Source organism: Yeosuana aromativorans (assembly GCF_014646655.1).
Lineage (GTDB): Bacteria > Bacteroidota > Bacteroidia > Flavobacteriales > Flavobacteriaceae > Yeosuana > Yeosuana aromativorans.
Genome location: NZ_BMNR01000006.1, coordinates 67,251 through 86,891 on the forward strand (window position 1 = coordinate 67,251; position 19,641 = coordinate 86,891).

Consider the following 19,641-nt stretch of genomic DNA (forward strand, 5'->3'; position numbering starts at 1 on the left):
TAATTTAAGTTATATTTGCCGCAATCACATTATAATGAAGAACAAAGAACTTATTTTATTAGTAGCTATCTGTATATGTTTTGTTACAACAGGTTTCTCTCAACATGCAAATTATCATATTAGAAACGGTATTGGAATTTCTGCTGCGGTTACCAAATTTGATATTATTACCAATAACTTCACAACTAAACAAGAAGATGGTTTTTTGGGAGGCTTATTAGCTACAGTTGATATCCCAAACCGATGGTATAACATGAGTTTTGGCATGCAGCTTTCACAAAATAACATAGGTGTCTTGGCAAGGCCAAATGCCATTAGTACAGAAGATGTGTTTGTTGACTACAAACTGTTAACGGCCCAGATTGCGTTATTGGGGCATATTAAAATCATAGAAGATTATTTAACTATTGATGGTGGCCCCATGTTGCAATACAACGGTAAAATGGAATTAAAAGACAATTCAAAAGAAAGCTATTTTATAAACAATTATAATACGTTATTGGCGAAAGATATCAGTAGTATTTCGCAATTTAATGTGAATGGAGCCATAGGCGCATCTGCCGGCTTTGGCTTTTTTAGGCTCAAGGCTCAATACATTTATGGTTTTACCAATATACTAAGCAAATTGAACAGTCAATCTCTTGACACAAATGGATCTGAAGGCAGTTTTAAAGGACATCAATCCATGCTTGCCTTAGGCGCTATGATTGTTTTTTAAATTGAGTTTATTGCCTTTTCTATGCGGTTTATGGTTTCGGTCTTACCTATCATAAACATGATTTCAAACACATCGGGACCTTGTAACGCTCCAACAAGTGCTAAACGAAGCGGCATCATAACTTTACCAAATCCTATTTCTTTTGATGTAATCCAGTTTTTTATTTGAGTTTGAAGATTCATTGCCGTAAATTCTGATACGTGTTGAATGATATCTACCAACGCAATCATTAAAGCCGCTGTATCGTCCTTAAAAGCTTTTTTGACCGCTTTTTCATCATAGGTTTCCGGCGCTTTAAAAAAGTAATGGCTTAACTCCCAAAAATCAGACACAAAAGTTGCCCGTTCTTTAATAAGCCCAATTACCAATGCAATGTAGCCTATATCAATACTGTTTAGTTTACTGCTGTGCTGAGCTTTAAATAATTCAGCTAATTGAGTGTTATTTTGCTCTTGCATGTAATGATGATTAAACCACTTTATTTTTTCAGGATCAAAACGTGCACCGGCTTTATGAACGCGTTCCAGCTCAAAAGCATTTACCAATTCATGTAAAGAGAAAATTTCTTGTTCGGTTCCAGGGTTCCAGCCTAAAAGCGCCAAAAAATTTACAACTGACTCTGCAAAATAACCTTCTTCTTTGTAACCTTTTGACACGTCTTTTGTTTGTGGGTCAACCCATTCCAAAGGAAAAACAGGGAATCCCATTTTATCGCCATCGCGTTTACTAAGTTTGCCTTTACCCGTTGGCTTTAAAATTAAAGGTAGATGAGCAAATTCTGGAGCGTTCCAGCCAAATGCTGTGTATAATTGTTGGTGTAACGCCAATGAGGGCAACCATTCTTCACCACGAATAACATGCGTGATTTCCATTAAATGGTCATCAACAATATTGGCTAGGTGATAGGTGGGCATGCCGTCGCTTTTGAACAAGACTTTATCGTCTAAAATATTGGTGTCAATTTTTATATAACCTCGAATAATATCTGTTAAATGAAGGGTTTCATCTTTCGGCGATTTAAATCGAATGACGTAGTCCACACCATTAGCAAGCTTTTTTTCAACGTTTTCTTTAGAAAGCGAAATAGAATTGGTTAATTTTTCTCTGTTATGCCAATTGTAAATAAACGTTTTGCCTTTAGCTTCATGATCTTTTCTGTGAAAATCCAGTTCCTCAGCAGTATCAAAAGCATAGTAAGCATGGCCAGAATCAATCAACTGTTTGGCATAGTCTGCATAAATATCCTTCCGTTCGCTTTGTCTGTAAGGACCAAATTTTTCATTTTTTCCTGGGCCTTCATCAAAAGGGATATTACACCAATTTAAAGCATCAACAATATATTGTTCTGCACCTTCAACATATCGGTTTTGATCCGTATCTTCTATTCTTAAGATAAAGGTTCCGTTATGTTTTTTTGCAAATAAATAGTTGAATAGGGCCGTACGAACACCACCAATGTGAAGTGGACCCGTTGGGCTTGGTGCAAAACGCACACGAACAGTATTACTCATGCTTTGTTGTTTTGGTGCAAAGATAAAAGGATATTTATGAATAGGAATAATTATGCGCTTATCATTTCACGTGGAACATGTTTATTGGAAAATAGTCAATTATGGCATAAAATAAAATTGTAATTTCGTATGTTATAATGCAATAGGCATGGATGAATTTAAAAACATACAATCAAAACTAGAGGGCTTTATTAAAAAGTACTACACCAATGAACTCATAAAAGGCACTATTATGTTTTTTGCCATTGGGTTATTGTATTTTTTATGCACTCTTTTTATTGAATATGTTTTATGGCTTAACTCAACATTTCGAACCATTTTGTTTTGGTTGTTTGTGGGTGTTGAACTGGCTTTAATTATAAAGTTCATTATCATTCCTGTTGCTAAGTTGTTCAAGCTGCAAGAAGGCATCAATTATGAAGACGCATCAAAAATTATAGGAAAGCATTTTCCTCAAGTTAATGACAAGCTTCTTAATGTTTTGCAACTTCATAAAGATCCTATCAAATCAGAATTACTGTTAGCCAGTATCAGTCAGAAGTCAGCGGAATTGAGTCCGATTCCGTTTAAGTTGGCCATCAATTTTAAAACCAATTTAAAATACTTAAAATATGCAGCTATTCCACTGGCAATCATATTAATAGCTGTTTTATCTGGGAATTTTAATCTGTTTAGTGACAGTTTTGAAAGGGTTGTGCACTACAGAACGGCTTATGAACCGCCAGCGCCCTTTCAGTTTTATGTTGTTAATAACGATTTAAATGCCATTGAGAACACAGATTTTAAATTGCACTTAACCGTTTCGGGAGAGGTAATTCCTGAAAACGTAGAGATACATTACAACAATGAGTCGTATTTGTTGCAACAAAAACAGGTTGGTGAGTTTGAGTATGTGTTTTCACAGCCAAGAGATAATATTCGTTTTCAATTATCCGCTAACAATGTAACCTCAAGACCGTATGAATTGCAAGTTATTCAGTCGCCATCTTTATTGAGTTTTGAAATGCTTTTAAACTATCCAAAGTATATCAATAAGCCATCTGAAACACTTAAAAGCACAGGTAATGCCAATGTTCCGGAAGGCACATCCATTACTTGGCTGCTCAACACCAAGGCAACGGATACTGTTCAAATGTTTGCCTTAGATACACTGTCATTTTTAAAAAAGGATTCCGGTGGATTTCAGTTGTCCAAAAGCATTTATAATGACCTAAACTATAGTATAAGCACAAGTAACAATCACTTGAAGCATTATGAAAATCTGTCGTTCAACATTGCTGTGATAAAGGATCAAAGCCCTGAACTTAACATTAAAATGGAAACGGATAGTGTAGACTTACAGACCCTTTATTTTTATGGGCAAGCCAGTGATGATTATGGGTTTAGTAAGTTACAATTGGTATATTATCCAACAGATAACGACTCCGATAAGCAATATCAAGCTATCCCAGTTTCGTCTTCCAATATTTCAGAATTTATCACGGCTTTTCCCAATGATTTAAAAATAGAGGAGGGTATACCTTATAGTTTATATTTCCAGGTATTTGACAATGATGCATTACATCATTATAAAAGCACAAAAAGTCCAGTGTTCACTTATAGAAAACGAACCAAAGAAGAGGAAGAGCAAAAACAGCTAAATGAACAAAGCGAAACTATCAAGGACTTAAACAAGTCTTTGAAAACATTCGATGAACAAGACAAGCAACTAGAAGAACTTTCTAAAACACAAAAGGAAAAATCTGAGTTAAATTTTAATGATAAAAAGAAGCTGGAATCTTTTTTCAAACGTCAGAAGCAGCAAGATGATTTGATGAAAAATTTCAACAAAGAACTGAAAGATAACCTTAAAGAATTTCAAAAGGACCAACCAAAAGAAGATACCTTCAAAAATGACCTTGAAAAACGATTACAGGAAAATGAGGAACAGTTAAAAGAGGATGAAAAGCTATTGGAAGAACTTCAAAAATTGCAAGACAAGATAAACAAAGAAGAGTTCACCCAAAAGTTGGATGAGCTAGCCAAACAAAACAAAAACAAAAAACGAAGTTTAGAGCAACTACTGGAATTAACAAAGCGCTTTTATGTGGCCAAAAAACTTGAAAAGCAACAGCAACAATTAGAGGGTTTGTCTAACGAGCAAGAGAAACTGTCTGATGAACCAGATGATGTAAACACCAAGGAAAGCCAAGATGAACTGAACAAGGCTTTTGAAGATTTTAAAAAGCAAATGGATCAACTTGAGAAAGACAACAAAGCACTAAAGAAACCTTTGGAAATACCTCGGGACAAGTTAGACGAAAGAGAGGTTGATGAGAACCAACAAAAGGCTTCTGATGAGTTAGAAAAACAAAAACAAAGCCAAGACCAGCAACAAAATCAACAAAGTAAAACCAAGGCCAAAACTAGCCAGAAAAAGGCCGCTATGAAGATGAAGCAAATGAGCAATAAAATGGCGCAAGCCATGCAGGCTAGCAGTGGCGAACAAATGCAAGAAGATGTTGATATGCTCAGACAGATTTTAGATAATCTTCTGCTTTTTTCATTTGATCAGGAAGCACTAATGAATCAGTTTAAAACCATTGAAATTAATCACAATAAATATGCTGCTTACTTGAGAAAGCAAAGCGACTTAAAGGAACATTTCAAGCATATTGATGATAGTCTTTTTGCCTTGTCCTTAAGAGAACCTAAACTGTCGGAAACTGTCAATAAAGAGATTTCAGAAGTGTACTTTAATATTGATAAAAGTTTAGATCAATTCGCAGAAAACCAAATGGTGCAAGGTATTTCCAATCAACAATTCACCATAACGGCAGCAAATAATTTATCAAATTTTTTGAGTGATGTTTTAGATAATATGAATGAACAATTAAATCCATCACCAGGTCAAGGTCAAGGAGACGCTGATATGCAATTACCCGATATAATTATGAATCAGGAAGAGCTTAATAAGATGATGCAGGACGGTCTCAAAAAAGATGAACAAGGGAAGCCACAAGACGGAAAAGAAGGCAAAAGCGGCAAAGACGGAACGGAAAAACAAGAAGGAGACGGAGACAATGACTCAACAAACCAGTTACTGTATCAAATATATCAAAAGCAAGAAGAATTAAGACAAGCTCTTGAAGACAAACTGGCCAAAGAAGGTAAGACGGGCAACGGAGATAATCTGTTAAAAAAAATGGAAGAAGTTGAAATGGATTTGCTCAATAAAGGCTTCAACAATCAAACCCTTCAAAAAATGATTGAGCTACAGCATCAGTTGTTAAAATTGGAAAATGCCACGTTTCAACAAGGATTTGATAATAAGCGTCAATCAAAATCTAATCAGAATGAGTTCATCAACAATACAAATAACCAAATACCAACGGCCAAAGAATATTTTAATTCAACAGAAATTTTAAATAGACAAGCATTACCTTTGCAGGAATTGTACAAAAAGAAAGTTCAAGAGTATTTCAAAAGTAAAGATGATAAGTTTTAACTACGAAACCGAGTTCTCATGGAATGAAGAAGACAAAATTTCTTCATGGGTTTCTAACGTGATTATATCTGAAGGATTTAAAGTAGGAGACATCAATTACATATTCTGTGATGACGACTATTTGCATAAGATTAATGTTGAGTTTCTAAACCACGATACATTAACGGACATAATTAGCTTTGATTATTCGGTCGGAAAAATTCTACAAGGCGATATTTTCATATCTATAGAACGGGTCAAGGAAAACGCTTCTGATTTCAAGGTGTCTTTTTTAGATGAGCTACACAGGGTTTTGGTTCATGGTGTTTTGCACTACTGTGGTTATAAAGACAAGACCGATGAAGATGCCAAGATAATGCGCCAAAAGGAAGACCACTATACAGCCTTATTAGGTAGATAATCTAAATCACGTTATATTTGCAAATTATTTTCTGAACAAGAATACCAAATACAGTTGTTCCACGTGGAACAGTTTAAGTTAGAAAAGTAAAAAACAAGGTTTAAACCATACAGTATGTTTAATGAAGTATATGATGTTATTGTAGTTGGAGCTGGGCACGCAGGAAGCGAAGCTGCGGCTGCGGCTGCCAATATGGGAAGTAAAACACTGCTTGTTACCATGAACCTTCAAAACATTGCACAGATGTCTTGTAACCCCGCCATGGGTGGTATTGCAAAAGGGCAAATCGTCAGGGAGATTGATGCGCTTGGCGGTTATAGTGGCATAGTAAGCGACACCTCGGCGATTCAATTTAAGATGCTCAACAAATCAAAAGGTCCTGCCATGTGGAGTCCACGCGTACAGAGTGACCGAATGCGTTTTGCAGAGGATTGGAGATTAATGCTAGAACAGACTCCTAATTTGGATTTTTACCAAGAAATGGTGTCTGGCTTATTGATTAAAGGAAACAAAGTTGTAGGCGTTAAAACATCCTTAGGTGTTGAAATTAAATCCAAAACGGTTGTATTGACCAACGGTACATTTTTAAATGGGCTCATTCATATTGGTGACAAGAATTTTGGAGGCGGGAGAGCAGGTGAAAAAGCAGCAACGGGCATTACAGAACAACTGGTTGATTTAGGTTTTGATTCTGGAAGAATGAAAACGGGAACGCCACCAAGAGTTGATGGCCGATCTTTGGATTATTCAAAAATGGTAGAACAACCAGGGGATGCTAAACCCGAAAAATTCTCTTATTTGGATGTCACTAAACCATTAAAAAAACAACGGTCTTGCTTTATGACTTATACCAGTCCTGAAGTGCATGATTTACTTCGAGAAGGGTTTGATAGATCACCAATGTTTAATGGAAGAATTAAAAGTTTAGGACCACGATATTGCCCATCCATAGAAGATAAAATCAATCGTTTTGCTGATAAGGATCGTCACCAATTATTTATTGAACCTGAGGGTTGGAATACCGTTGAAGTTTATGTAAATGGGTTTTCAACATCCTTGCCAGAAGATGTTCAATTTAAAGCATTGCGTTCTGTAGCCGGTTTTGAAAACGTTAAGTTTTTTAGACCTGGTTATGCGATTGAATATGATTATTTTCCACCCACACAATTAAAGCACACCCTAGAGACCAAGTTAGTTGATGGGTTATATTTTGCAGGACAGATTAATGGAACCACTGGTTATGAAGAAGCAGCTTCACAAGGTTTAATGGCTGGTATAAATGCGAGTCTAAAAGTTCAAGAACGCGATCCATTTACCTTAAAAAGAGATGAGGCTTATATTGGTGTTTTGATTGATGATTTAATTACAAAAGGAACCGAGGAGCCTTATCGCATGTTTACATCTCGTGCAGAATACAGAACCTTATTACGACAAGATAATGCCGATTTGCGTTTAACACCAAAAGGATACGAGCTTGGTTTAGCCAGCAAGAAACGTTTAGAACGAATGGAACAAAAGCACGAAGAAGCTGAAAAATTTGTTCAGTTTTTTGCTGATACCAGTGTTAAACCAGAGGAGGCGAATCCGGTTTTAGAATCGAAAGGCTCGGCGTTGGTTAAACAATCCGATAAGATGTTTAAGATTTTTTCTAGACCAAACATTACTATTGATGACGTTAGAAAATTTGCCGCCGTTGAACAATATATTCAAGATAACAATTTAGACGATGAGGTAATTGAACAAGCCGAAATTCAAGTGAAATATTCCGGATATATTGCCAAGGAAAAAAACAATGCTGACAAATTAAGCCGCCTTGAATACGTAAAAATCCCAGAAAATTTTGATTATTCCCAAATTAAATCCATGAGTTTTGAAGCTAGAGAAAAGCTTAAAAAAATTCAACCTACAACGGTTTCACAAGCGTCAAGAATAAGCGGTGTGTCGCCAAATGATATTTCTGTTTTGTTGGTTTATATGGGTAGATAATTTAATCGTTCCACGTGGAACACATTTTTTTGTGATTTCTAAGTAAGGAGGAATCTATTGTTTTAATGAATAAAAAAGCGTTTTTAAAAGTAAAAGATCATTCGGTTTCTGGCGAGGAATTTGATTTATTGTATGATTCTGAATTTGATTTTTTAGAAACAACACCACAACCTTCAAAAGAAAAATTACCGGAATATTATAAAAGTGAGGACTATATTTCGCATACAGATTCTAAAAGAAATCTCTTTGAAAAAGTATATCATGTAGTTAAAACGAGAACGCTTAAAAGAAAACTAAAACTCATTAATAAATATTCAAAAAACGAAATATCACTTTTGGATTTTGGATGTGGAACAGGAGATTTTTTAAAAGTAGCCAAAGAAAGTGAATGGGAGGTTTTTGGAGTTGAGCCAAATGACCAGGCACGGCAAATTGCAAATTCAAAATTAGACGAACTGGTTTTTACATCAGAAGAGTTTTTAAAATTTGAAAAGGAACGGTTTGATGTAATTACCCTTTGGCATGTATTGGAACATGTGCCAGACTTAAATACTCATCTTGCTCTTTTTAAAAAATTATTAAAACCCAATGGAACGTTAATAATTGCAGTTCCCAATTATAAAAGTTTTGATGCTAAAATTTATAAAAGGTATTGGGCCGCTTTTGATGTGCCAAGACATCTTTGGCATTTTTCCAGAACCTCAATTAATAAATTAATGATGTTAAACCAAATGGAAGTTGTTAAAACATATCCCATGTTGTTTGATGCATTTTATGTGAGCCTACTTTCTGAAAAATATAAAACAGGACACATGAACCCTATTAGGGCATTTTGTGTTGGATGTCTTTCAAATTTGAAAGCGATTAGGTCAAAAGAGTACTCATCTTTGATTTATGTTGTGAAAAACAGTAAAAATTAATTTATCCCTGCGTATTTGAGACAAATCTATCACAAACGGCTCTTTCTATGGATAATTCTTTTTAGAGCTTTAAATCGCTTTTATTCAAGTCATTTTTAATAATTAAAAATGATGAGCATATCTTTTTGTATAATTTATTCTTATTGTGTTAAAAACGCCATAATTAAAAGGAAAAATATTTTTACTTTCCTACTTTTGTGCAACATGTTAAAAATAAAAAAATGAAGAATATAATTTATGCTGTTGTTTTGTTGCTGGCTTTTTCGTCTTGTCAAAAACAACAAAAAATTGGATATGTTGATAATGGCAAGGTTATCAATGAGTATCAACAAAAAAAGGATCTTGAAGCAAAATATCAAGCAAAAGATGCCGCTTTTCAAAAACGTGCGGATAGTATTGGTCAAGCATTTCAGTTAGAGGCAAAGACCTTTCAATCACAAGTAAAAAGTATGTCTCCTAAAATGCAACAGGAAAAATATCAAGCTTTAGGCCAGAAACAGCAAACGCTTCAAAAGCAAATGCAATCTGAACAGCAACAAATTCAACAAGAATTTCAAACTGAGATTGACTCCATAATTGCCAAGGTAAAAGACTTTGTTAAAGATTATGGAAAAAATAATGGCTATACTTATATCTTAGGAACAAGTGATGCAGCGGCTACCGTGATGTATGGAACAGAAGAAAATGATTTGACACAAACCATTTTAGATGCTTTGAACAAAGAATATAAAAAATAGTATAAACATCTGATATACAGTTAAATAAATAAAAAAACACCAACTAAAAATTGGTGTTTTTTTATTTAAAACTATTCCACTAAGCAGATTTTTTATGAAGTAAGCGTGTTAGCTTGATAGACAGATCTGTTAAGATAATCTTTGAATTTCCATTTCTCTCAATGTGATAAACAGCATTTTCAAGCTCTTCATTTATTTCAATAATGTTGGCGTTATGCACAAAGGGCGCAAACTTTTCTAACTTAAAAGATTCTGTTTTTGGTTGCAGATATACTAATCCAGAAGCTTTATAATTCAATAACAGAGCTTGCCTGAAAAAATTCAAACAGAATAATAAAAACTGTTTTTGGGTTTCCCTGCCTGTTTTTGATATATCATCACTCCAGTTAATCAAATCGTGAATGGCTGCCTTATTTCCTTTAGCCTTAAAAGCACTTCTAATCCAGAACACAAACCATTCTTCAAATTGTAAATCCTCTGAATCTTGATAAATTAAGTCACAGGCTTTATTGTAATTTCCGTTGGACTGCTGTGCTATTTTAGTAGCCACAGAGTCTTCCAATCCATACTGTTTAATAAGTCCTTCTTTTATGACATTTTCAGATAATGGTGGAAAATGAAGCATTTGGCAACGCGATTTAATGGTATTTATAATTTGCTCTTCATCTTCGGCAATTAAAATAAAAATGGTTTTATTGGGTGGCTCTTCAATGAGTTTCAACAATTTATTGGCACAAGCTTGGTTCATTTTTTCTGCCATCCAAATGAGCATGACCTTATAACCACCTTCATAGGATTTTAAGGATAGCGACTTAACGATTTCAACGGCTTCATCAACACCTATCTGCCCTTGTTTATTGTCAACACCAAGTTGTTTGTACCAATCAAATAAATTACCATAAGGCTGGTCTTTTAAAAGTTGGCGCCATTCATCCATATAATTGTTTGATACAGGGTGGCTTTTTACTTTATCACTTGTGGTTACCGGAAAAGCAAAATGAAGGTCTGGGTGTGAAAAGCTATTGAACTTTATATTACAGGATTCATTCCCCGAGTTATTTTCCCCATTGCTGTTCGCACAAAGAATGTATTGTGCATAAGCAATTGCCATGGGCAAAGTGCCACAACCTTCTGGACCCACAAATAATTGGGCATGAGCAATTCTGCCATTATCTACACTTTGTGTAAGATGTTTTTTAATGTGTTCCTGACCTAGTATATCTTCAAAAAGCATGAAGCAAACCTACATAATTTTTTTCTTTTTTAAATTTAAAAACAAAATGAAAAAAATTATAAGACAGGTTCCATCTGACATCTATTTAATTTTTATTTTTTACAGAGGAAATATCGTTTTTTTATAATTCTTTATCACTTCAATCGTTTTCGTAAAAAAACTCGTTTTACAGCTCTTTATAATTAGTTACATTTGTGCAACAGATAACTTCTTAAAATATTGTTTTACAGTATTAAAGATGGCCTGTTATTGATTTATAACGAAAAAAACATAAAACATAAACACATGAAAACCCTTAACGATTTTAATTTCGAAAATAAAAAAGCCTTGATTCGCGTAGACTTCAACGTTCCTTTAAATGACAAGTTTGAAGTAACAGATGCTACTAGAATTGTGTCTGCAAAACCAACAATTATAAAAATTTTGGAAGATGGTGGTAGCTGCATTTTAATGTCTCATTTAGGCCGGCCAAAAGGTGTTCAAGACCAATTTTCTTTACGACATATTGTTAACAAAGTTGAAGACATATTGGGTGTAGAGATTAAATTTGTTGATGAATGCGTTGGAGAAAAAGCGGAAACGGCTGCGGCTAACTTAAAACCAGGTGAAATTTTATTGTTGGAAAATTTGCGTTTCCATAAAGAAGAAGAAGCTGGTGACAAAGGGTTTTCTGAACAACTTTCTAAATTAGGAGATATTTACGTCAATGATGCTTTTGGAACCGCACATAGAGCGCATGCTTCAACAACCATTGTGGCTGAATTTTTCCCAAAAAACAAATGCTTTGGATATTTGTTGGCTCAAGAAATTGAAAGCATTGAAAAAGTATTAAAAACAGGAGAGAAGCCTGTATTGGCAGTACTTGGTGGAGCAAAAGTGTCTTCAAAAATCACCATTATAGAAAACATTCTTGATAAGGTTGACCATTTAATAATTGGCGGCGGTATGTCATTCACATTCATAAAAGCTCAAGGCGGTAAAATAGGGAATTCCATTTGTGAAGATGACAAACAAGAATTGGCTTTGGATATCTTAAAACAAGCCAAAGCTAAAAACGTACAAGTTCATATTCCTGTTGATGTGGTTGCTGCCGATAAATTCAGTAATGACGCCAACACACAGATTGTTGATATTGATAAAATTCCTGATGGATGGGAAGGCGTTGATGCTGGACCAAAATCCATTGCCATATTTCATGATATTGTCATGGAAAGCAAAACCATTTTATGGAATGGACCGTTAGGTGTATTTGAAATGGAAAAATTTGCAAAAGGCACCATTGAATTAGGAAATTCCATAGCCGAAGCCACTAAAAATGGAGCGTTTTCTCTAGTAGGCGGTGGTGATTCTGTTGCAGCTGTTAAACAATTTGGGTTTGAAGATAAAGTAAGTTATGTAAGTACGGGTGGTGGCGCTATGTTGGAAAGCCTTGAGGGAAAAACATTACCTGGAATTGCGGCTATTCTAGAATAAAACCATTTAAATTTTCTATTTAAATCAAAAAATACGATTTTCGCAATACCATCGTTCATTAATAAACAAAAAGAAGATATGGTATTGCGAATTTTTATATTAGTTTTCATCCTAAACATAGGGTTTGGTTATACCCAAACCAATGATTCCATTGCCATGCCCCAAAAACCGATTACCGATTCTTTGGTTGATGGCCAATTATACACAAGTAAAGCCATTAAAGCGGTTATAGATAGCATCAGCATAAGAAATTTATCAGATAACAGTGATGCTGCTTCAATGGATGAAAAGTGGCTGGAAGAATTGTACAGCAACGATTTATATGACACCATATATAAATCTATTTCAGAACTTACGTATGATGATGTTGAGTATCCCGAACTTTCTACAGATACCCTTAAAGCAAGACTTAAAAGGCTAGATGCCAAAACACCTTTTAACGTGGAATATAATCCAGGGTTGGAAAGTGTCATCAAGTCCTATTTAAAAAACCGTAGGGAAACCTTGCAGAAACTCATAGCGTTGAGTGCGTTTTACTTTCCTATGTTTGAGCGTGAATTGGATAGTTATGACCTTCCCCTTGAAATTAAGTACTTGGCCATTGTGGAATCTGCCTTAAAGCCAAGAGCCAAATCTAGAGTTGGTGCTACTGGTTTATGGCAGTTTATGTTTGGTACTGGTAAAATGTACGGATTGGACGTAAGCAGTTATGTAGATGAACGAAGTGACCCAATTAAGTCTACGGAAGCCGCAGCAAAATACTTATCAAAACTGTACGAAATTTTTGGAGATTGGGATTTAGCATTGGCGGCCTACAACTCTGGACCAGGAAATGTCACAAAAGCCATTAGACGCTCAGGCGGTTATCAAAACTATTGGAACATAAGGCACAACTTACCTCGAGAAACAGCAGGATATTTGCCAGCGTTTTTAGCCACTATGTATATTTTTGAATATGCCGAAGAGCATGGTTTTAAAACAGCAAAACCAGAATACGCTTATTTAGAAACAGATACCATTAGGGTTAAACACATGATAACACTTGATCAGGTTTCAGAAGTTACGGGTGTTGACATGGAAGCACTTCAGTTTTTAAATCCATCTTATAAATTAGATATTATTCCATATATAAAGGACGAAAATTATACGCTACGTTTGCCCAGAACAGCAATAGGTACCTTTGTTAACAATGAGGATCAAATCTATGCCTATGTGAAGGCAGAATTTGACAAACGGGAAAAACCATTGCCACAGTTTTTTGAAGCAGATAGTAAGACAATATACCGTGTACGATCGGGTGATTTTTTAGGCAGAATAGCGAGAAAATATGGCGTTAGAGTTAGCCAGATAAAACAGTGGAACGGACTAAGAAGCAACAATCTTCAAATAGGACAACGATTGACCATTTACCCCAGAAAGCCATACACCCCAATCAGTACATCTTCCGCTTCAACTCAGGTAAAAACGACACTATCAGGCAACACAACAATATACACTGTTAAAGAAGGAGACTCATTATGGAGTATCTCTCAAAAATTTTCTGGAGTTTCTGTTCAAAATATTAAAGATTGGAACGATATTAGTGGTAATCATATTAAACCTGGAATGAAACTTAAAATATCCAAAGGATAAGCGCCCTTATTCAATCATGACATAGCCAAATATATGGGCGTATCAATTAAGAGGTATTACTTAAGAATTCCAAGTGAATATTGAAACCAAAATAAATTTAAACAGATGAAAAACGTTTTTTTAATTACTGCATTAGCCATATTAATCATAGGCTGCGGGGACAACAAAACAAAAAACAACAAAATTCTTTCGGATTCCTCTGGTAAATTCAACAATGTATCAGTAGTAGTTGATAATGATTTGTGGAACGGAAGTGTTGGAGAAGCCATTAGAGGTGTACTTGCAACAACGGTTGATGGTTTACCTCAAGATGAGCCTATTTTTAACATGAGTCAAATACCACCATCCGTGTTTTCAGGGTTTGTTGCGCATAATAGGACGGTATTAAAAATAGAAAAGGGCAATACAGCTGCTATAAAGTTCCTTGATGATGTGTATGCCAAACCACAAAAAGTGGTTGTTGTTTCTGGTCCTACAAATGATGATATTATTAATGAGATCAACGAGAATTCAGATAAAATAATCAAAGCATTTAAAAGTGAAGAATTAAAAGAAAAGCAAAGACAGATCAATTTATCATTGCATGATGTCAAACCAATTGAAAAAGAATTGGGATTAACCATCAAATTCCCAACGGCCTATAGAATTGCTAAACAGGATAAATCATTTTTTTGGATTCGAAAAGACATTAAAACAGGCACCATGAATTTAATGTTGTACCAACTGCCCTATAATGCCATACATGAAAACGATAGCGTAGTAAACCAAATCATTAAAATTAGGGATTCCATTGGCAAAACGTATATTCCTGGGCGTGTTGATGGTTCCTACATGATAACAGAAAATGCCTATACACCATTTCATTTTGAAACAACTCTGGACAATAGACCCGCTTTAGAGACCAAAGGCATGTGGGAGGTTAAAAATGATTTTATGGCCGGGCCGTTTGTAAGTTATTTAATTGATGATAAAGCCAATAACAGGTGGGTAGCCATTGAAGGTTTTGTGTTTGCGCCATCGGTTGATAAACGCGACTACATGTTTGAATTAGAAGCAATAATCAAATCCATTAAAATTAAATAATAGACTTGTTAAAAATTAAAAAAGCCAGCACATTGTGCTGGCTTTTTTAATGGATATTGTTATTCTTTTTTATCGTCCTTTTTATCGTCGTCTTTACTAGCATCCTTAAATTCTTTAATACCACTACCAAGACCTCTCATTAGTTCTGGTATTTTTTTCCCTCCAAACAACAATAAAATCACTACCGCAATTATAACCCATTGCCCAGGCCCAATTACTAAGGGTAACATATATAAATTCATAATGTGTGTATTTAATGTGCAAAGTTAGTAATTTAAGTTTAATAATATCGTTTTAAACACAAGTTTAGCATAAAGGGAATGAGCTCTTGAGATAATTTTATTTAATTTTGTTTTTAACATGAGTGATAAAAAAAAGAAACCCAAAAGAATAGCCCGAAAACTCCTTGATAAGTATAGGTTGGTGATACTTAATGAAGAGACGTTTGAAGAACGCATTTCATTTAAACTTACACGATTAAATGTATTTGTGGTTGCCTCTATATCAACCATAATATTAATAGTTTTAACCACGGTTTTAATAGCATTTACGCCGTTAAGGGAGTACATTCCAGGGTATTCTTCTGCTGCGCTGAAAAAGAGGGCCACTGTGTTAAGTTATAAAACAGATTCGCTTCAGCAAGTTATCTCAATGAACGAAAAATACTATGCTTCCATAAAAAAAGTATTGCAAGGAGATGTGTCTTCAGTCGATTTTAATAAAGACTCAATCGTTCAAGCAGTAAAACTTGAGGCCAATGATGTGGACTTAAATCCAATTTCAGAAGATTCCATTTTAAGAGAAAAGGTTGATAAGGAGGACAAGTATAATTTATTTGAATCGGCAACATCGGCAACAAACTTCGTGTTGTTTCCTCCGGTAAACGGACCCATTAGTGAGTCCTACAACGTTAAGGAAAAACACTATGCCGTTGATATTGTGGTGGCCAAAGACACGCCTGTAAAATCGGTTGCTGATGGTATTGTTATTTTTGCAGAGTGGACCGCAAGTACAGGATATGTTATTATTATTGAACACAGTTATGGATTGATATCCGTTTATAAACACAACACTTCATTAACAAAAACCCAAGGCGATCTAGTGAAAGCCGGTGAGGTTATTGCTACAGCAGGTAATTCAGGAGAATTGTCAACTGGACCGCATTTGCATTTTGAACTTTGGAACGATGGTTATCCAGTTAATCCAACAAACTTTATAGATTTCAAATAATGATATCGTTAAAATCCACGCTGGCAAAACCCTTTGCAAAAATAATTTACAATCAAGTTCAAAAATGGGCTAACAAGCCTATTGAAACGCAGCAAAAAGTTTTTGAAGAGCTAATAAGCAAAGCTGCAGAAACCAAGTTTGGTAAAGACCATGATTTTATTAGCATAAATTCATATGAGGATTTTGTAAAACGAGTTCCCATAAGGGACTATGAAGAGCTTAAACCGTATGTAGAAAAAGCCGTTATAGGAGAACAAGATGTGCTTTGGCCAGGAAAGCCTATTTATTTTGCTAAAACATCCGGAACCACATCCGGCTCTAAATATATTCCTATTACCAAGGACAGCATGCCGTTTCATATTGAAGCTGCTAGAAATGCTATTTTGTTATATATCCATGAAACAGGCAACAGTAAATTTGTTGATGGAAAAATGATTTTTCTTCAGGGAAGCCCAATCCTGGAAACCAAAAACGGTATTCAGTTTGGACGGCTTTCCGGAATTGTAGCCCATTATGTGCCCAAATATCTTCAAAAAAACAGAATGCCATCCTATAAAACCAATTGCATTGAGGACTGGGAAACAAAAGTAGATGCCATTGTTGAGGAAACCTTACCAGAAAACATGACGGTCATTTCAGGAATACCGTCTTGGGTGCAAATGTATTTTGAAAAGTTGCAACAAAAGACAGGCAAGAAAATAGGAGACATTTTTAAGAATTTTAACCTGTTCATTTTTGGCGGGGTTAATTATGAACCATACCGAGCAAAATTCGAGAATCTCATAGGACGACAAGTTGATAGCATAGAACTGTATCCTGCCAGCGAAGGTTTTTTTGCCTATCAAGACAAACAACACGAAAAAGGCATGTTGTTGCAGTTAAACTCTGGTATATTTTACGAGTTTGTCAAGGCTGACGAATTTTTTAATGAAAACCAAAAACGGATTACCATTAAAGATGTTGAAGTAGGCATAAACTATGTGATGGTCATCTCAACCAACGCAGGACTTTGGGCCTATAATATTGGCGACACCGTTGAATTTACCTCATTAAAACCTTACAGGGTGATTGTATCAGGCAGAATAAAGCATTTTATTTCAGCTTTTGGAGAGCATGTAATTGGCAAAGAAGTAGAACAAGCCATGATGGATGCCACGTCACAAACAGATGTAAGGGTTTCAGAATTTACCGTGGCACCACAAATAAATCCACAGCAAGGCTTGCCATATCATGAATGGTTTGTAGAGTTTGAAAATGAACCAACAGGTTTATTGGAATTTGCCAAAAAAATTGATGAGTCACTTCAAAAGCAAAACACCTACTATTTTGATTTGATTCAGGGCAAAGTGTTGCAACCGCTTAAAATCACTATGGTTAAAAAAGATGGTTTTCAGGAATATATGAAATCTGTCGGGAAATTGGGAGGCCAAAATAAAATACCTCGCTTATCAAATGACAGAAAAATTGTTGAGGATTTCCCTCAGTTAAGTTTACTCAAATAGTATTATCTTTGAGCCGTAAACAAACCTATGAAAAGTAAAAAAAACCACGAAAGAACTAGAGCTCAAGAAAGTTCAAATGCCATAGAGCGGATGTACATTACCATGCGGCATCTGTTCAATAGAGGGTTTTATAAACCCATGGGGGTTTCTGGAGAAACCCTAAGACAGTCATTATTGCTATTAAAACCTGAAATTTATGGCTCCATTGGAGATGAAAAAGCAGAGTTAAATGGGTTGCTGTATGTTATAGACAGATTACCACAAGGCATAGAAGAATGCACGTTTATTAATTTAACTAGTGATGAGGGCTATTCCAATTCCCATTTTAAACCTATTATTCCAGAAAAAAGACGACGTAATTGCTATAGAATAGATTCGGAGCAAATGAATATTGAAATCACCCGAGGACGTTCAGAGATTTATGATATTTTAACCCATCTTACCTTTCTTTTTGTGGAGTCACATAAAATAAGTAAACGTGTCCTTATTGATGAAATAGGATCTACTACAAGGGATTGGATAAAACTTGAAAGTGCGGCGCTATCAACAAAAAAACTAACGCAACAAGAACGTGAGATAGCCATTACGCATATGGCCAATATTTTAGGGAGAACCTTTAATGAAATACAATCCGTTTACAATGAATTCGCAACGCCTTCACAACCCGAAAGATTACTCCATATTATCTATTGGCTTGGCAAATTGGCTATTGAAGAACAGATAAACAACAACAAACGAACTGTAACCTTTAGTCCCGTACTAAGAGAACGATTGGGGCATCACATTCATGGAGAGATTTGGGCAGACAATATCAAAGAAGTGCTGCATAAAAACGAGTTGCTGGAAAGACCTATCCATATCATAAGTGCTAACATGCACAGCGTCATGAACACGTTGTTTGCGCCTAGTACATTAAAATCGCTTATGTCAAAAAAGACTGCTTTTCAAGTGTACGAAGATTTGAGTAAAGCCAAAAACAACGAACTTCGCAATAAAGTAACCAAAGAAGCGTTGCAAAATGGAATGATTTTTATTCCAGACACATCTGGCACCAATATAGATGTTCAAATTTTTGACACTAGTAAGATTGATGTGTCTAAATTGGATATTAAAGTGAATGAAAAAACTTTAAAATCAAATAAACCGGTTCTTTTGGTTATGGATTACGCCTTTGGCGAACAAGCTTATGAAACCATTGACGAATTGCTGAAACCTTTTAAAACAAAAGGGAAGAACATATATTTGAATGTAGAATCATTGTCCATTATGGGTAAAGCAGGTATTTTGGAAGGTGGTAAAGGTGATATTATGATTCCAACGGCGCATATCTTTGAAGGAACAGCTGATAACTATCCCTTTAAAAATGAATTATCTAAAAACGATTTAGAAGGTCATGGGCTTGATGTTTATGAAGGAACCATGATAACTGTACTGGGAACATCTTTACAAAACAAGGACATTTTAAAGTTTTTTTATAATTCAACCTGGAGTGTTATTGGACTGGAAATGGAAGGAGCCCATTATCAAAAAGCCATTCAGGCCGCTTCAAAAGTACGAGGAAGTATTAGTCCTGATGTAAAAGTGAGATACGCTTACTATGCCAGTGATAATCCGCTAGAAACAGGAAGTACTCTGGCCTCAGGAGGCTTGGGAACAACGGGTGTTAAGCCAACATACGTAATAACAAGGAAAATATTAGAACAACTATTTAACTAACACATTGATAAC

The 19,641-nt window shown here is 35.2% G+C and carries 15 protein-coding genes; 12 read left to right on the forward strand and 3 right to left on the reverse strand.

Going from position 1 to position 19,641, the window contains the following annotated elements:
* The first annotated feature begins 34 nt into the window (after positions 1-34).
* The gene (locus tag IEW94_RS13220) at positions 35-718 is read left to right on the forward strand and encodes a hypothetical protein (RefSeq protein ID WP_188653840.1); all 684 of its coding nucleotides are present in this window, start codon (positions 35-37) and stop codon (positions 716-718) included.
* Here the strand turns inward: IEW94_RS13220 and gltX are convergent.
* Positions 715-2,229: a glutamate--tRNA ligase gene (gltX, locus tag IEW94_RS13225; RefSeq protein ID WP_188653841.1), complete on the reverse strand. Its 1,515-nt coding sequence runs from the start codon at positions 2,227-2,229 to the stop codon at positions 715-717. The genes IEW94_RS13220 and gltX overlap by 4 nt on opposite strands.
* A 148-nt stretch (positions 2,230-2,377) precedes the next feature.
* Between gltX and IEW94_RS13230 the strand changes: the two genes are divergently transcribed.
* From IEW94_RS13230 to IEW94_RS13250, 5 genes are all read left to right on the forward strand, one after another.
* Positions 2,378-5,716, forward strand: a complete 3,339-nt coding sequence (locus IEW94_RS13230) for an ABC-2 transporter permease (RefSeq protein ID WP_188653843.1) — start codon at positions 2,378-2,380, stop codon at positions 5,714-5,716.
* The gene (gene ybeY / locus IEW94_RS13235) at positions 5,703-6,116 is read left to right on the forward strand and encodes an rRNA maturation RNase YbeY (RefSeq protein ID WP_188653851.1); all 414 of its coding nucleotides are present in this window, start codon (positions 5,703-5,705) and stop codon (positions 6,114-6,116) included. Before IEW94_RS13230 ends, ybeY begins: the two co-directional genes overlap by 14 nt.
* A gap of 114 nt (positions 6,117-6,230) precedes the next feature.
* Complete coding sequence (gene mnmG / locus IEW94_RS13240; protein ID WP_188653853.1) at positions 6,231-8,102, forward strand: tRNA uridine-5-carboxymethylaminomethyl(34) synthesis enzyme MnmG; 1,872 nt, start codon at positions 6,231-6,233, stop codon at positions 8,100-8,102.
* 65 nt (positions 8,103-8,167) lie between these two features.
* The gene (locus tag IEW94_RS13245) at positions 8,168-9,022 is read left to right on the forward strand and encodes a class I SAM-dependent methyltransferase (protein WP_188653855.1); all 855 of its coding nucleotides are present in this window, start codon (positions 8,168-8,170) and stop codon (positions 9,020-9,022) included.
* Between the two features lie 221 nt (positions 9,023-9,243).
* A complete protein-coding gene (locus IEW94_RS13250) occupies positions 9,244-9,759 on the forward strand; it encodes an OmpH/Skp family outer membrane protein (protein WP_188653857.1) in 516 nt (171 codons plus the stop codon).
* Positions 9,760-9,838: 79 nt separating this feature from the next.
* On the opposite strand, the gene IEW94_RS13255 is transcribed toward IEW94_RS13250, so the two are convergent.
* Positions 9,839-10,993 (reverse strand): DNA polymerase III subunit, encoded by a 1,155-nt coding sequence (locus tag IEW94_RS13255; protein ID WP_188653859.1) that lies wholly within the window; start codon positions 10,991-10,993, stop codon positions 9,839-9,841.
* 285 nt (positions 10,994-11,278) lie between these two features.
* On the opposite strand from IEW94_RS13255, the gene IEW94_RS13260 reads away from it, so the two are divergent.
* From IEW94_RS13260 to IEW94_RS13270, 3 genes are all read left to right on the forward strand, one after another.
* Entirely contained in the window at positions 11,279-12,466 is a 1,188-nt protein-coding gene (locus IEW94_RS13260; RefSeq protein ID WP_188653861.1) for a phosphoglycerate kinase, read from the forward strand.
* A gap of 78 nt (positions 12,467-12,544) precedes the next feature.
* Positions 12,545-14,098 carry a lytic transglycosylase domain-containing protein gene (locus tag IEW94_RS13265; protein ID WP_188653863.1) on the forward strand — a complete coding sequence of 518 codons (1,554 nt, stop codon included), beginning with the start codon at positions 12,545-12,547 and terminating at the stop codon, positions 14,096-14,098.
* Between the two features lie 105 nt (positions 14,099-14,203).
* On the forward strand, positions 14,204-15,181 hold the full coding sequence (locus IEW94_RS13270) for a DUF4837 family protein (RefSeq protein WP_188653865.1): 978 nt from the start codon (positions 14,204-14,206) through the stop codon (positions 15,179-15,181).
* A gap of 59 nt (positions 15,182-15,240) precedes the next feature.
* Here IEW94_RS13270 and IEW94_RS13275 read toward each other — a convergent pair whose 3' ends face one another.
* The gene (locus IEW94_RS13275) at positions 15,241-15,423 is read right to left on the reverse strand and encodes a Sec-independent protein translocase subunit TatA/TatB (protein WP_188653867.1); all 183 of its coding nucleotides are present in this window, start codon (positions 15,421-15,423) and stop codon (positions 15,241-15,243) included.
* Between the two features lie 118 nt (positions 15,424-15,541).
* On the opposite strand from IEW94_RS13275, the gene IEW94_RS13280 reads away from it, so the two are divergent.
* Genes IEW94_RS13280 through IEW94_RS13290 form a run of 3 tightly spaced genes read left to right on the forward strand, consistent with a single transcriptional unit; the run spans position 15,542 to position 19,629 of the window.
* Positions 15,542-16,411, forward strand: coding sequence for a M23 family metallopeptidase (locus tag IEW94_RS13280; protein WP_188653869.1), 870 nt, complete (start codon positions 15,542-15,544; stop codon positions 16,409-16,411).
* Positions 16,411-17,913 carry a GH3 auxin-responsive promoter family protein gene (locus IEW94_RS13285; protein ID WP_188653870.1) on the forward strand — a complete coding sequence of 501 codons (1,503 nt, stop codon included), beginning with the start codon at positions 16,411-16,413 and terminating at the stop codon, positions 17,911-17,913. The genes IEW94_RS13280 and IEW94_RS13285 overlap by 1 nt, the downstream gene beginning before the upstream one ends.
* Before the next feature lie 27 nt (positions 17,914-17,940).
* Positions 17,941-19,629 carry a DUF6909 family protein gene (locus IEW94_RS13290; protein WP_188653872.1) on the forward strand — a complete coding sequence of 563 codons (1,689 nt, stop codon included), beginning with the start codon at positions 17,941-17,943 and terminating at the stop codon, positions 19,627-19,629.
* Positions 19,630-19,641: the final 12 nt, after the last annotated feature.

Excerpts from the sequence above, each read along its gene's own strand:
- IEW94_RS13220 (WP_188653840.1), top strand. The coding sequence starts at position 35 with ATGAAGAACAAAGAACTTATTTTATTAGTAGCTATCTGTATATGTTTT.
- gltX (WP_188653841.1), bottom strand. The coding sequence starts at position 2,229 with ATGAGTAATACTGTTCGTGTGCGTTTTGCACCAAGCCCAACGGGTCCA.
- IEW94_RS13230 (WP_188653843.1), top strand. The coding sequence starts at position 2,378 with ATGGATGAATTTAAAAACATACAATCAAAACTAGAGGGCTTTATTAAA.
- ybeY (WP_188653851.1), top strand. The coding sequence starts at position 5,703 with ATGATAAGTTTTAACTACGAAACCGAGTTCTCATGGAATGAAGAAGAC.
- mnmG (WP_188653853.1), top strand. The coding sequence starts at position 6,231 with ATGTTTAATGAAGTATATGATGTTATTGTAGTTGGAGCTGGGCACGCA.
- IEW94_RS13245 (WP_188653855.1), top strand. The coding sequence starts at position 8,168 with ATGAATAAAAAAGCGTTTTTAAAAGTAAAAGATCATTCGGTTTCTGGC.
- IEW94_RS13250 (WP_188653857.1), top strand. The coding sequence starts at position 9,244 with ATGAAGAATATAATTTATGCTGTTGTTTTGTTGCTGGCTTTTTCGTCT.
- IEW94_RS13255 (WP_188653859.1), bottom strand. The coding sequence starts at position 10,993 with ATGCTTTTTGAAGATATACTAGGTCAGGAACACATTAAAAAACATCTT.
- IEW94_RS13260 (WP_188653861.1), top strand. The coding sequence starts at position 11,279 with ATGAAAACCCTTAACGATTTTAATTTCGAAAATAAAAAAGCCTTGATT.
- IEW94_RS13265 (WP_188653863.1), top strand. The coding sequence starts at position 12,545 with ATGGTATTGCGAATTTTTATATTAGTTTTCATCCTAAACATAGGGTTT.
- IEW94_RS13270 (WP_188653865.1), top strand. The coding sequence starts at position 14,204 with ATGAAAAACGTTTTTTTAATTACTGCATTAGCCATATTAATCATAGGC.
- IEW94_RS13275 (WP_188653867.1), bottom strand. The coding sequence starts at position 15,423 with ATGAATTTATATATGTTACCCTTAGTAATTGGGCCTGGGCAATGGGTT.
- IEW94_RS13280 (WP_188653869.1), top strand. The coding sequence starts at position 15,542 with ATGAGTGATAAAAAAAAGAAACCCAAAAGAATAGCCCGAAAACTCCTT.
- IEW94_RS13285 (WP_188653870.1), top strand. The coding sequence starts at position 16,411 with ATGATATCGTTAAAATCCACGCTGGCAAAACCCTTTGCAAAAATAATT.
- IEW94_RS13290 (WP_188653872.1), top strand. The coding sequence starts at position 17,941 with ATGAAAAGTAAAAAAAACCACGAAAGAACTAGAGCTCAAGAAAGTTCA.